The sequence below is a fragment of the Pseudomonas sp. P1_F1_2 genome (genome assembly GCF_056405815.1).
Genome location: NZ_JBFUBK010000087.1, coordinates 1 through 13,935, shown reverse-complemented (window position 1 = coordinate 13,935; position 13,935 = coordinate 1). Strand labels below are relative to the sequence as shown.

The 13,935-nt window shown below is 60.4% G+C and carries 9 protein-coding genes and 2 pseudogenes; 7 read left to right on the top strand and 4 right to left on the bottom strand.

The genetic code is table 11. From position 1 onward, the window contains the following. Nucleotides 1-43 precede the first annotated feature (43 nt). Nucleotides 44-1,192 (top strand): PheS-related mystery ligase SrmL, encoded by a 1,149-nt coding sequence (gene srmL, locus AC1D2P_RS22380; protein WP_185752290.1) that lies wholly within the window; start codon nt 44-46, stop codon nt 1,190-1,192. A gap of 154 nt (nt 1,193-1,346) precedes the next feature. Here srmL and AC1D2P_RS22375 read toward each other — a convergent pair. From AC1D2P_RS22375 to AC1D2P_RS22365, 3 genes and pseudogenes are all read right to left on the bottom strand, one after another. Beyond that, nucleotides 1,347-2,378, bottom strand: a pseudogene (locus tag AC1D2P_RS22375) (methyl-accepting chemotaxis protein); the annotation flags it as partial. Between the two features lie 366 nt (nt 2,379-2,744). Further along, nucleotides 2,745-3,254, bottom strand: a pseudogene (locus AC1D2P_RS22370) (cache domain-containing protein); the annotation flags it as partial. 424 nt (nt 3,255-3,678) lie between these two features. Next, nucleotides 3,679-5,001 (bottom strand): alginate export family protein, encoded by a 1,323-nt coding sequence (locus tag AC1D2P_RS22365; RefSeq protein WP_109787251.1) that lies wholly within the window; start codon nt 4,999-5,001, stop codon nt 3,679-3,681. A gap of 240 nt (nt 5,002-5,241) precedes the next feature. On the opposite strand from AC1D2P_RS22365, the gene AC1D2P_RS22360 reads away from it, so the two are divergent. The 5 genes from AC1D2P_RS22360 (at nt 5,242) to AC1D2P_RS22340 (ending at nt 11,356) form a co-directional block, all read left to right on the top strand. Next, on the top strand, nt 5,242-5,631 hold the full coding sequence (locus tag AC1D2P_RS22360; RefSeq protein ID WP_077431742.1) for a c-type cytochrome: 390 nt from the start codon (nt 5,242-5,244) through the stop codon (nt 5,629-5,631). Nucleotides 5,632-5,679: 48 nt separating this feature from the next. Further along, complete coding sequence (locus tag AC1D2P_RS22355; RefSeq protein ID WP_223522656.1) at nt 5,680-7,170, top strand: aldehyde dehydrogenase family protein; 1,491 nt, start codon at nt 5,680-5,682, stop codon at nt 7,168-7,170. 138 nt (nt 7,171-7,308) lie between these two features. Continuing rightward, nucleotides 7,309-7,809: a sigma-70 family RNA polymerase sigma factor gene (locus AC1D2P_RS22350; RefSeq protein WP_046032725.1), complete on the top strand. Its 501-nt coding sequence runs from the start codon at nt 7,309-7,311 to the stop codon at nt 7,807-7,809. Between the two features lie 40 nt (nt 7,810-7,849). Beyond that, nucleotides 7,850-8,824 (top strand): FecR family protein, encoded by a 975-nt coding sequence (locus AC1D2P_RS22345; protein ID WP_477758517.1) that lies wholly within the window; start codon nt 7,850-7,852, stop codon nt 8,822-8,824. A 108-nt stretch (nt 8,825-8,932) separates the two neighbouring features. After that, nucleotides 8,933-11,356, top strand: coding sequence for a TonB-dependent siderophore receptor (locus AC1D2P_RS22340; protein ID WP_109787249.1), 2,424 nt, complete (start codon nt 8,933-8,935; stop codon nt 11,354-11,356). A gap of 111 nt (nt 11,357-11,467) precedes the next feature. Here AC1D2P_RS22340 and AC1D2P_RS22335 read toward each other — a convergent pair whose 3' ends face one another. Continuing rightward, complete coding sequence (locus tag AC1D2P_RS22335; protein ID WP_477758516.1) at nt 11,468-12,619, bottom strand: MFS transporter; 1,152 nt, start codon at nt 12,617-12,619, stop codon at nt 11,468-11,470. A 165-nt stretch (nt 12,620-12,784) separates the two neighbouring features. On the opposite strand from AC1D2P_RS22335, the gene AC1D2P_RS22330 reads away from it, so the two are divergent. Beyond that, on the top strand, nt 12,785-13,777 hold the full coding sequence (locus AC1D2P_RS22330; RefSeq protein ID WP_477758515.1) for a diaminopimelate epimerase: 993 nt from the start codon (nt 12,785-12,787) through the stop codon (nt 13,775-13,777). The last annotated feature ends 158 nt before the right edge of the window (nt 13,778-13,935 follow it).

The window sequence follows — 13,935 nt, the reverse complement described above, 5'->3', positions numbered from 1 at the left end:
GTTTGTTGGCTCGACATTCAACTGTAAATTGAGGGGTTATATAGTGCATGTATCAAAGAAATATCTGACGGATACATCTGTCCATCAGGCCCTGCTAATGGTTGATCTAACCGAATCAAGCACTCCCGATCACGCCGTCCGGCTGCTGCTGAATGAAGTCCTCCAAGGACTCGCTGAAAAAGGCTGGCCCCAAGCTCAACAGCAGACAGGGCCGAGGATTGTGTCTGCTGAGGAAAATTACGGTTTGCTCGGTTATGACCCGGCAGAAGTCACGCTCGGGAGTGAACATACACGTTGGGTCGATGAGTGCTCGCTATTACGTACACAAACCACCAGTCAAATTCCAGCAGCGCTTCAGCGAGCCGCTCAAATGCGGCAACCGGGGCAGATGATCTTGCTCGCTGCGCCGGGAATTACCTTCCGTCGCGATAGTCGGGATCGTTGGCATTGTGCTGAACCACATCAAATGGATATCTGGGTGCTGGGTGATCCGGAACTGTCCACGCATGAGCATCTATTGCGTCTGGTTGGCGATATTCTCAATTCCGCCGTTCCTGAAAAAAACTGGGTCTACAGCGACAGTCCTCATCACTACACAGAGGGCGGAATTGAAGTGAATGTATTGAATGACGGTGCACAAGTCGAAGTGCTGGAGTGCGGTCGTATTGCGAGGTCTTTGCTGGAACGCTTGAAGATCGACCCGCTGCGTCATGGGGGGCTGGCACTTGGAATGGGACTGGATCGACTGACCATGTTACGCAAAGGCATCCCGGATATTCGCTTGTTACGCGATCAGAACACGCGAGTGCAGGCGCAGATGCATGATCTGAATGCATGGACTGCGGTATCTCGTTTGCCGTCGATTGCTCGTGACATTTCGTTGGCGGTAACGCCGGGGCTAAGCGAAGAAGTGTTGACCGAAAGGATGTTGCTGGCTGCGGGTGATAGTTCTGACTGGATCGAAGAGATGCAGATCAAGGGGCGTTGGGATTTCTTGGATTTACCCTCGCAGGCCATTGAGCGACTTGGGATGCTGCCGGGCCAGGAAAACGTGCTTTTGCGTGTGGTGTTGCGTGATTGCTCGCGATCAATCACTACCGCTGAGGCGAATGCGTTGTATGCGGACATTCAGGCGGCGATGCATGAAGGGGCGCCGGGGGCGGGTTATAGAATGGATCTTCCTAATGTTTGACATTGAGCGGCCCCAGTAACCACTCAAACTCCGCGTCATCGTTCATCGCGGGCAAGCCACGCAGGTTTTGTAGTGTTCAAACGTTTTGTGATCACCTCAAAACCTGTGGGAGCCGGGCTTGCCCGCGATGGCGGTGGGTCAGGCGACACCCATCTCAGATCCGAAAACTACCCACAAGCTGATTCAACCGATCCGCCTGCCTTTCCAGCTCAGTACACGCCCGCAACGTCGATTGCAGATTCTCCACCCCTTGCTGGTTCAGGGTGTTGATCTCGGTGATGTCGACATTCAACGCCTCAACCACCGACGTCTGTTCTTCCGTCGCCGCTGCCACCGACTGGTTCACATTGTCGATCTCGCCAATGCGCTGCGTCACGCTGCTCAAGCGTTTACCGGCCAGGTTGGCGATGCTCACGCTTTCCTCGCTGTGCTGTTGGCTCTCGGTCATGGTCGTCACCGATTCGCGCGCGCCGATTTGCAGCTCTTCGATCATCTGCTGAATCTCCGCCGCCGACGTCTGCGTACGCCCGGCGAGGCTGCGCACTTCATCGGCGACCACTGCAAAACCTCGTCCCGCTTCACCGGCGCGGGCGGCTTCGATAGCGGCATTGAGCGCCAATAAATTGGTCTGCTGCGAGATGCCCTTGATCACTTCGAGAATGTGCCCGATGTTCACGGTTTTGCCGTTGAGCACTTCGATGTTTGCGCACGAGGTGCTGATTTTGCCGGACAGTTCGTTCATCACCTGGATCGTGCGCTCCACCACCTGGCGGCCGTCCTCCGCTTGTTGCCGCGCAGCCGAAGCCTGTTGCGAAGCATCGGACGCGTTATGTGCGATCTCCTGCGCGGCGGCACCCAGTTGGTTGATCGCGGCGGCGACGCTGTTGGTGCGGGTCGATTGTTCGTCGAAGTTGCTCATCGACGAATTGGAGGCGAGCAGCACACGCTTGGCCACTTCATTCACGCCAATCGCTGCCAAAGACACCTCGCGTATCGACTGGTGAATGCGTTCGACAAAGCGGTTGAACGCGGTCGCCAGTTGGCCGATTTCATCCCGCGACTGCACCTCAAGACGCCGCGTCAGGTCGCCTTCGCCTCGGGAGATATCTTCCATGACCCGCGTCAGCACTTGCAGTGGCCGGGTGATGCGAAACGCCGTGTACCAGATCAACAGCAAACCGAGCAGGGCGGAGCCGCCACCCACCAGCATTTCGAGTGCGGTGCTTTGCACGCCTTGGGCATCAAGTTCTTTTTGCAACGTGGTCACCGGCGCCAACAGCACGTCTTGCGGCACGCCCACCAATACGCCCCACGGCGCGGCGCCGGCAATCGGTGCCAACGGTTCGAGGACTTTGATCTGCTGCTGATCGACAAAGACCTTCGGTTGACCCTGACGCAAGGCGTCGATCACCTCGGCATTGTCCAACGGTTGCCCGAGGCGGCTGACGTCCTGGCTGTTGGCCGAGATCACGCCACGCGGGCTGACGATGCTGATTTGCCCATGGCCGTCGAACAGTTGATGGGCGCTCGCTTCGCTGTTCTGTTGCAGGGCGGCGAGGTTGATGTCGAGGCCAACCACGGCGATGACTTTGCCGTTGTCCATCAGCGGGAACGCGACGCTGGTCACCAGTTTGCGGCTGCCGGAGGCTTCATCGAAATAAGGTTCGAGTACACAGGCCTGACGGGTGTCGCGGGCGCAGGTGTAGAACGCGTTGTACGGTGCGCCGCTGGGGCCGGGTGAGGTGTTGGCCAGCAATGATTCATCGCCGATCACGGCTTGCAGTTCGCCGGGTTTGCTTTGCACCCAGTAGAGGGAGAAGCGCCCGGTTTCGTTGCTGCCCATGGCGGCCTGGTCGGTGAAACCGGCGTCGGCACCGTCGAGGGCATCGGGTTCGAAAATGACATAAAGCCCGAGCAGGTCGGGCTTGTCGATCAGGGCTTGATGAAGCTGGGTGCTCAGCTCCTGGCGCAGTTGCGAGCGGGTCAGATGACCCTGCTGTTGCAGCTGCCGGAGGTAGAGCAAATACCGCGACAACCCTTGGCCATATTCGTGAGTCTGCATGAAGGTGCGTTGCACCTGCATCGCCTGCACGGTGCCCAGCGCTTGCATGTGTTCCCTGGCCGCGTTGGCGAGCATGTCGCTGCTGGCCTGGGCCACTTGCTGGCTGCTTTGATGGGTTTGGTACAGCGACAACCCCATCAACAAACCCACCACCAACAACAGGCAGAGGCCGGCGAGCAGGGCGATTTTGCTCTGAATCGTCAGAAATCTTGAGCGCATTGGAAACTCCGTTTCCGTTGAAGAACAATGTTTGCCTCAACCCGTTCCCTGTAGCAGCTGGCGAAGCCTGCGTCCGGCTGCGAAGCAGTCGTAAAACTTGAATGCGGGGCCTTCCTGACATGCCGCATTGTCTGTCTTGGCGACTGCTGCGCAGCCGGACGCAGGCTTCGCCAGCTGCTACAGGGATCGTGTTGGGCTTACAGACTTAGAACGAAGTGGCGAACACCACTTGGCTGTAGACGTTCTGGTCGTTGTTGCCCAGCTGGGTGCCACCCTGTTCGGCGCTCTTGTCCGGCTGGTAGATACCAACCAGCGGCATCACCGTCAGGTGGTCGTTGACGTGCCATTCGGCGTACAGGTCGACTTCGTGGCCATCGGTGTTGCCGAGGTTGCGATCGATGGTGTCGTAGTTGAAATACATCACGCCGACGTTGAGGTTCTCCAGTGGCGAAACCTTCATGGAAACGTTCTGGATGCGCGAGTTGCTGTTGAACGGCCCGGCATAGTTACCGGCCACTTCACCCTGGAACCAAGTGCCATAGCCGCGGCTGAAACCGTAGAACAACGTGTCGTAATTTTCCGAGAAGCGGCTGTAGCGGTAGCTGACATACGGCGTCCAGAGGGCGTCGGAAAAGGTCCAGCCCGCTTCCAGGTACCAGGCGTCTTCGTTGCCGGTGTGCGGTTTGTCCTGCTCGGCGTATTCACCGGACAGGAACAGGTTTTTCACCCCGGCATTGCCGGTCGCGCGCAGGCTGTAGGTCTTCATGCCGTCGCGTTCAGCTTGCAACGGGGACGCGAATTGCTCGTCGACATCGGTGGTGTCGATGTAGGTCAGGCCGACGGTGCCTGCTTCGGCCACGTGCTCAAGGGTGCCGACGTACATTTCGGTCTTGGCCTGGGCGCGGTTATCCGACTTCAACCACATCAAGTCGCTGCGCCAGCCTTGCTTGCCACCGAGGCGCAGCACGGCGGTTTCGTCGAAGGCTTTACGCGCGGCCAGGTAGTAGGCGCCGCCGCGGTTGAACTCACCGTCGGCCAGACCTTTGCCGATGTTCAGCGCGTCGCCATCAATCAGGAAACCATCGCCGACCACGATGTTCTGGCGACCGAAGGACAGGTCGACGCCGTCATCACCCATCGCTTCGAACAACTTGCCCGAGCGCCAGCCGAGGTAGGCGTCTTCGAACTTGGTGGTGCGTTCCGAGCCGTCGGTGAAACCGGCGGCATCGCCATCACCCCAGGTGCCGGAGCTGAGCATGTTGCCGGCGCCGTAAGCGGTGCCGACACCGCCCAGGGCCTGGTCGAAGCTCAGGCCGTATTTGATGTAGCCCTCTTGCCATGAAGAAGAGCCTTCACTGAGACGACCCGACAGCGCGTAGTTTTCCTGGCTGTGGAACGCGCCGAAGACGGCTTCCAGGGTGGCGTTCAAATGACTGTCGTCATCGGCATAGAGTTCGTAGGCATGAGCCTGGGTGGCGCTGATCATCAGCGCGAGCGTCGAAAGACGAAGCAAGGGGGACTTGAGCATGGTGTGGCATCCATTCTTGTTCATGACCACAGGGTTGAGGTCTGTTTCGATACTAAGGCGAGGAACTTTTTCGGCCTTTTGTGTGGTTGCCAAAGAGTTGCCTGTGCTTGCCAAAAAGCGTGGTTTGGCAGCCGGGCCAACACGACTGGCACGCAGGGCAAAACCTGTGCGTGAGTCAGCGCTGACAATCCGTTTCAACCCTGCTGTTGCTTCCCCCACGGATTTTCAAGGTCGCTTCTTATGTTCACTTCACACAAATGCTCGCTCATTGGTTTGCTGACACTGGCGCTGGCGCAAACCGTCGTGGCCGCCGACTGCGCGCCGGATCAAGCCCATGGCGCCCAGGTGTTCGCCAATGAATGCGGGGTTTGCCATTCGGTGAGCAAGGGCATGGCCGGCATGATGGGGCCGAACCTGTCGGGTGTGGTCGGACGCAAATCCGGCTCGCTCGAAGGCTTCAGCTACTCCCAGGCCATGCGCAGCAAGGACGTGACCTGGCAAGCCGAAACCATCAGCCAACTGATCACCCAACCCCAGGCCTATGTGCCCGGGACCTACATGCCCTACATGGGGCTGGCCTCCGCCGATGATCGCCAGGCGGTCGTTTGCTATCTCAAAGAACAACGCTAATCAGCCGGACTTCCAGGCTGAACCACACGTTTGAATGACAGGTGAATTATGAGCAACGTTGAAATTCTGCCGCAGGTTGCTGCCTTCCTTGAACGCCGCCATGGCTGCTTCATTGACGGCCATTGGGTGTTGGCCGACGGCCCGCAAATCGCCGTGGTCAACCCGGCCACCGGGCAAACCCTTTGCGAAACCCTGGACGCGCCGCTGGAACTCGTCGAGCAAGCCGTGCAGTCGTCGCACAAGGCGTTCAAATCCGGCGTCTGGTCGGCACTGCGCCCGGCGGACCGCGAACGCATCCTGCTGAACTTCACCGCACTGGTAGAAGCCCACGCCGAAGAACTGGCGCAGCTGGAGACCCTGAGCCAAGGCAAGTCGATCAACATGGCCCGCGCGCTGGACTTGAACGCCACCGTGGAATTCATGCGCTACATGTCGGGTTGGGCGACCAAGATTGAAGGCCAGACCTTTGACGTGTCGATCCCGCTGCCGCCGGGCGCCAAGTTCACCGCGTTCACCAAGCGTGAGCCAGTGGGTGTGGTGGTCGGGATTGTGCCGTGGAACTTCCCGCTGCTGATCGCGGCCTGGAAGCTGATGCCCGCGCTGGCCACCGGTTGCACGGTGATCATCAAGCCGGCAATGGAAACCCCGCTGACCGCCATGCGCCTGGCCGAACTGGCCCTTGAAGCGGGCATCCCGGCCGGCGTGTTCAACGTTGTCACCGGTGGCGGTGCTTCGGTGGGTGGCGTGCTGACCGCGCATCCGCTGGTGAGCAAAGTGTCGTTCACCGGTTCCACTGCCGTGGGCAAAAGCGTTGGCGTGGCGTGCATGGAAAACATGACGCGCTTCTCGCTGGAACTGGGCGGCAAAAACCCGATGATCGTGCTCGCTGATGCCGACATCGAAAAAGCCGTGCAGGGCGCGATCCTCGGTGGCCTGCTGAACAATGGCCAGGTGTGCGCAGCGGCTTCGCGCTTCTATGTACACCGCTCGATCCACGACCAATTCGTCGAAGCGCTCGCCGCAGCGGTATCGGCCATGCCGATCGGCGCGGGCATGAACTGCAATGCCGCGATCAACCCACTGGTGTCGCGCAAGCAACAACAAAGCGTGCTCAAGCACATCGAACTGGCTCGCCGTGAAGGCGCGCGCGTGGTCTCGGGCGGAGAGTTGGTGGAAGGCGAGGGCTTCTATGTGCAGCCCACCATTCTGGCCGACATCGACCACAGCATGGCCGTGGCCCGGGAAGAAGTGTTCGGCCCGGTGCTGGGCGTGATGCCGTTCGACGACGAAGACGCCGTGATCGCGCTGGCCAACGACAACCGTTACGGTTTGGCCGCCAGCCTGTGGACCAATGACCTGGGCAAAGCCATGAACCTGGTGCCACGCATCGAAGCCGGCACGGTGTGGGTCAACGCCCACGTACTGCTCGACCCGGCGATGCCGTTTGGTGGCGTCAAGCAATCGGGCATGGGCCGTGAGTTCGGTCGTGCGGTGATTGAGGCGTATACCGAGCTGAAATCGGTGTGCATTGCGCACTGATTGAGTGATTGGCAACGGCCCCTGCAATGGGGGTCGTTGGTTTGACTGACTGGCGGCGACGTTGGCGACGTAGTATCCATTGCTTCCAGTTAATAGGAAGCATTACTATTCGCGCCTCCATCCCCACAGCACACCGCAATGACCCCCAAGCTGCCCCGCAGACACGGCTTTTTCGAGCATTACGAAGAGTTGGTTGGCACCTGGACCCGTCGCCTGAGAAATCGTCAGCAGGCCGAGGACCTGGCCCACGACACCTTTGTGCGGGTGCTTGAGTCCGATTCGGCGGTGGTGGAGCAACCCCGGGCCTATTTGCACCAGACCGCGCGCAACATCGCGGTGGATGGTTATCGGCGTGAGGATCGGCGGGGCGCCATGGAGTCGCAGGCGAATGATCACAGTGTGTCGTCGTCCGGCGACCCGGAGCATTTCATGCAGGCGGTTCAGTTGGCTGATTCCATCGAACGGGCGCTCACCGAGTTGCCGATCAACTGCCGCAAAATATTCGTGTGGCAGAAGATCGAAGGCCTGACCCAGGCTGAAATCGCCGAACGCCTGGGCCTGTCCAAGAACATGGTGGAAAAGTATATGATCCGCACCCTGCGGCATCTGCGCGACCGCCTCGACGGACTGTACCCATGACTGGCCGCGCATTCTCATCCCCAGCCAAACAGGAACTTCCATGATGGATACTCGTGATTGTGCGTGCGGGCAAACAACCGTTCGCGACGAGGCGGCGCGCTGGTTTGTGCGTTTGCAGGAGCGGGCGATGGGCGTCGAAGAGGTCCAACGCTTTGAAGCCTGGCTGAGCGAACATCCTCAACACTGCGACGAATTCAAGATTCTTCAGGGCTTGTGGACGGCTGCAGATAGGCTGCCGGTCAAACGCCTGCAAGCCTTGTGCGAAACCCCATCGACCCGCCGCAAACGCCAGCCATTGGCGCGTTATGCCGTGGCGGCGAGCATCGTCGCGGTAGCACTGGGGCTGGGATTGTTCAGCGGTTTGAATCATCCGGCAGCGTATACGGCTGAATATTCCACCGCGCTGGGCGAGCGTCGCCATGTGGCGTTGCCGGACGGTTCGGTGATCGACATGAACAGCCGCAGCCGCGTGCAGGTGCGTTATGAAAAGAATCATCGGGCCATCGAATTGACGGAAGGCGAGGCCATGTTCAGCGTTGAACATGACACCAGCCGGCCGTTTGTGGTCGAGGCCGGCAACGGCAAGGTCACGGTCACCGGTACGCGTTTCGATGTACGTCGCGACCCCACGCAAACCCGGGTGGCGGTGGAGCAGGGCACGGTCAAGGTTCAGGGGCAGGGCGCTGATTTCATCACCGTCACTGCCGGCCTCGGTACCCGCATCGATGCGCAAGGGGTGGTCGCAGCCGCCTATGCGATCAATCCCGAGGAACTGACCGCATGGCGCAGCGGCAAACTGGTGTTCAACAACGCCAGCCTCAGCGAAGTGGCTGCCGAAGTGTCACGCTACCGGGCCAAACCCCTCACGGTCGGCAACGATAAAGTGGGCAATTTGCGCCTGACCAGCGTGTTCAAATCCGACAACACCGATGCACTGCTCAAGGCCTTGCCGAGCATCCTGCCGGTGGCCGTGCGCACCCTCGATGACGGCAGTCAGGAAATAATTTCCAATTAATTTCCAAACCGATTCAGGTTTTTTTCGAGTTCATCGTCTTCTTGTCCAACTGCAACTGGTTTGCATTAACAGACGCACACTCTTGCGATTCTCAGGACACTGTTCGACGTGAAGAAAACCACCGCTAAAAACAACAATTCCCCTTGGCTGCGGCTCGCGCTTGCCCTGGCCATCAGCTCGGCGCTGCCTCAGGCATTCGCCGCTGACGCCATCCGCATTCCGGCCCAGCCGTTGGGCGAGGCCTTGAGTGAACTGGGTCAGCAAACCTCGCTGCAGGTTTTTTTCAGTCCGGAACTGGTGGCCGGCAAAACAGCCCCGGCGGTAGACGGCAACTTCTCGCCTGAAGAAGCCTTGCGTCAATTGCTGCAAGGCAGCGGTCTGCAATACCAGATCGATGAAGGCTCGGTCACGCTGATGCCGGCACCGACTTCCGCCGCCAATGGCCCGATCGAACTGGGCGTGACCGACATCAAAGTGGTCGGCGACTGGCTTGATAATGCCGATGCAGCCCTGGTGCAGAACCACCCTGGCGCGCGGACGGTGGTGCGCCGCGAAGCGATGATCGAGCAGGGCGCGATGAACGTTGGCGACGTGCTCAAACGCGTTCCCGGCGTGCAAGTGCAGGACGCCAACGGCACCGGCGGCAGCGATATTTCCCTGAACGTCGGCGTGCGCGGCCTGACCTCGCGCCTGTCGCCACGCTCCACGGTGCTGATCGACGGCGTCCCCGCCGCGTTCGCCCCCTATGGCCAGCCGCAACTGTCGATGGCGCCGATTTCCTCAGGCAACCTCGACAGCATCGACGTGGTACGCGGCGCCGGTTCGGTACGTTACGGGCCACAGAACGTCGGTGGCGTGATCAACTTCGTCACCCGCGCCATCCCGGAAAAGGCCACTGGTGAAATCGGCACCACCCTGGAAACGTCCCAGTACGGTGGCTGGAAACACATCGACACCGCGTTCCTCGGCGGCACGGCGGACAACGGCATCGGCATGGCGCTGTTGTATTCCGGCGTCAACGGCAACGGTTACCGCGAAAGCAACAACGGCAACGACATCGACGACGTGATCCTCAAGACCCATTGGGCACCCACCGATGTCGACGATTTCAGCCTCAATTTTCACTACTACGACGCCAGCGCCGACATGCCCGGCGGCCTGACGCAGGCGCAGTACGACGCCGATCCGTTCCAGTCCGACCGTGACCACGACAATTTCAGCGGCCGTCGTAAAGATGTGTCCTTTCGCTGGGCGCGGCAGATCGACGACCGCACCCAGGCCGAAGTGCTGACGTATTACACCGACAGTTTTCGTGGCAGCAACATCGCCGCCCGCGACCAGAAAACCCTCAGCTCGTACCCGCGCACTTACTACACGTACGGCATCGAGCCACGGGTGTCCCATGTGTTTGATGTGGGCCCGACCACTCAGGAAGTCAGCGTCGGCTATCGCTACCTGAAGGAAGCCATGCACGAAGAATCGAGCCGCGTGGCGTTGGTGAACAATCAGCCGGTGATCACCAAGACCTCCGATGGCCACGTGTTCCAGGACCGTACCGGTGGCACCGAAGCCAACTCGGTGTATGTCGACAACAAGATTGATGTCGGCAACTGGACCGTGACCCCGGGTATTCGCTTTGAACACATCAGCACTGACTGGCACGACCGCGCCGTGCTCGACACCGCCGGCAAGCGTGTACCGGCGAAAAGCCGCAGCATCGAGAGCAACGAGCCGCTGCCGGCCCTGAGCGTGATGTATCACATGTCCGAAGCGTGGAAGCTGTTCGCCAACTACGAAACGTCGTTCGGCAGCCTGCAATATTTCCAGCTCGGCCAGGGTGGCATTGGCGACAACCCGGCCAATGGCCTGGAGCCGGAAAAGGCCAAGACCTACGAAATCGGTACGCGCTACAACGATGACGTGTGGGGCGGCGAAGTGACGCTGTTCTACATCGACTTCGACGACGAACTGCAATACATCAGCAACGATGTGGGTTGGACCAACCTCGGCGCGACCAAGCACCAGGGCATTGAAACGTCGGTGCATTACGACATGGCGGCGCTGAACCCGATGCTGGAAGGCCTGACGGCCAACGCCGGTTTCACTTACACCCGCGCGACGTATGAGGGTGAGATTCCGGGCTTCAAGGGCCGTGACCTGCCGTTCTATTCGCGCCAGGTGGCCACCGCCGGGTTGCGTTACGACATCAATCGCTGGACTTACAACCTCGATGCGTTTGCCCAGTCCAAGCAGCGCTCGCCGGGTACAGGCGTGAACGCCGATGGCAGTTTCAACGGCAATTACATCACCGAAGGGACTGCGGACGGCCAGTTCGGCGACATTCCGGGTTACGTGACCTGGAACGCGCGCGGCGGGTATGACTTCGGTGCGCAGTTGTCAAACCTGAAACTGGCGGCGGGGGTGAAAAACATCTTCGACAAGCAGTACTTCACTCGCTCCAGCGACAACAACTCGGGGATGTACGTCGGAGCGCCGCGTACGTTCTTTGTGCAGGCCAGCGTCGGCTTCTGATAGAGCGAGGTGACTTCAACGTCGGAACGCCGCCCGGACCAAGCCCGCTCCTACAGGTTTTGTGAACGACACAAAACAAATGTGGGAGCGGGCTTGCCCGCGATTGCTGTTTCAGGCTCTCAACACTTTCCCGCCAATCGCCACCGCCACCAGCAGCAATGCCATCAAGCCGAAGGCAAAACTCAAGCTGCTGCCATGGGCGATAAATCCGATCACGGCCGGGCCGGCGAGGATGCCCGCATAGCCCAACGTAGTGATGGCCGGCACGGCAATGTGTTCGGGCATGACCGTTTGTTTACCGACGGCGGTGTACAGCACCGGCACAATGTTGGAACACCCCGCGCCCAATAACGCATAACCGGCCAGCGCTGCTTCCCAGGCCGGTGCGAACGTGGCCAACGCCAGGCCCGTCGCGGCTGTCAGCCCGCCAAACACAATCACCCGCGTCGAACCCAGGCGTCGGACAATCCGGTCACCGGTTAAGCGCCCGGCCGTCATGGTCAGTGCAAATGCCGCATACCCAAGTCCCGCATACGCGGTATCGATCCCGCGTTCCTGCGCCAGAAATACCGCACTCCAGTCGAGCGCCGCGCCTTCGGCCAGGAACACGATGAAGCACATCCCGCCAATAAACAGCACGATGCCATGGGGCACGGCAAACGCAGGCCCTGTGCTTTCGCTGCCATAGGGCAACAGGTGGGGCGCCGCCTTGAGCAACGCCAGTACCAGCACCACAATGACCACGGCCATCGCGCCCAGCGGTGAAAACCCAAGGCCAAGCAGGCCACTGACACCGGCCGCGCCAACAATCCCGCCCAGGCTGAACATCCCGTGAAACCCCGACATCATGTTCTTGCCGCTGGCCCGCTCGACAATCACCGCTTGCAGGTTGACGGTCGAATCCACCGTGCCGAGCCCGGCGCCGAACAAGAACAACGCGGCGATCAACCCCGGTATGGACGAGACCGTCGCCAGCAGCGGCAATGCCACACAAATCAACAGCGTTCCCCCAGTCGCCACTCGCCGGCAACCGAAGCGCGCGGCCAGCAACCCGGCCATCGGCATCGCCAGAATCGAACCGACCCCCAGGCTCAACAGCAGCAAACCGAGCGTCCCTTCCTCCAGCCCGGCCCGTGCCTTGGCGTAAGGCACCAGCGGCGCCCAGGCGGCGATGCCGAGACCGGCGATGAAGAACGCGATGCGCGTGGACATCTGCTCCAGACGGCCGGGAACCAGCGGGGTTTGGGTGTGAAGGTTGGTCATATCAATCCTTGGCAAAAAACGTCGCGTCCCCAAAGGACACCGACTGACCCGCGGGGTTCGGTCAGTGTCCGCAGCGGTTCGCGGTCAGGCAGGTCCACATCCTTGCACAGCCAGCGGTTGTTTCGCGATATCGTCGACACTTTGATTGCTCAGGCAGGAGGCGACATGGCGGGGATGTACGATGCGCGAGGCAATATTTATATCGTCGTGGCGCCTGACGCCGTGCGCGCAAGCGGTATCGAATTACCTGAACAGGCCGACCTTGCCGCGCAAACCCTTGAGAAATGGGGACTGGCGGCCATCGAGAAGTTCTGCGCCTGGGCGCCCGGTACTCAACCGCCCGGCAGCAAAGATCATCGCAGCGACGGTTTGCTGGTCGGGCCGTTTCAATCGGCGCCACCTTATGACCTGCTGATCGTCAACACCGACGGCACACTGGCCGAACGCAGTGGCAATGGGCTGACGATCTTTTCCCAGTCACTGAGCGAGCAAGGCTTGATGCCGAAGGAGGGTGCCTGCCTGCTGCGGGTTCATCACGACAAGGCTGACGCGGTTTCGCCGGTTGAAACGACCGTCATACCGGCCGAGGTCGAGGGCGTGCACGGGTTCTGGCTGGATTTGGGCAAACCGTCGTTCGGGCCGCAAGCCGTGGGTGCGCAGGGGATTGAAGGCGAGTTGTTGAAGGGGTGTGATGTCAGCCATGTGGCGCCATTGGCCGCGCTCGAACCGGCGTGGAGCCGCAGCCAGTTTGTGCGCATCGGCAATCCTCATTGCGTGACGCTGGTGGCGGACGCTGCCGCGTTGCCGAGTAATGAGCAGATGCGTGAAGCACCGTTGGCGCAAGGACTGCTGCGCATTGCGTATGCCTTGCCGACCGGGGCAGGGGCGCCGTGTCCGGCGGGGGTGAACCTGCAATGGGCGATGCTTGAATCTGAAGGCCGGGTGGTTGCGAGGGTGTTTGAGCGCGGGGAAGGGCCGACGGCGTCATCGGGCACCAGCGCCAGTGCGGTGGCGTGCGCGGCGTGGTCGGTCGGTTGGGTGGCGGCGGGGGCCGTGAGTGTTGTGATGCCTGGGGGCACGGCGCCGATTTTGTTGGAAGAATCAGCAGGGGAATTGAGTCGGGTCAGGCTGTTCGGTACGGCGCGGTTGATGGGTTGAATTCAAGATTGCTATCGCGGGCAAGCCACGCTCCCACATTTGGAATGCATTCCACTGTGGGAGATTCTATGTTGCAGGGGAACCCTGCAGCCTTAAATTTGGCTGGTATTCGCTCTGGTTTTTCATGAGAGCGAATGCCACCCGGCATAGCTTGCGGG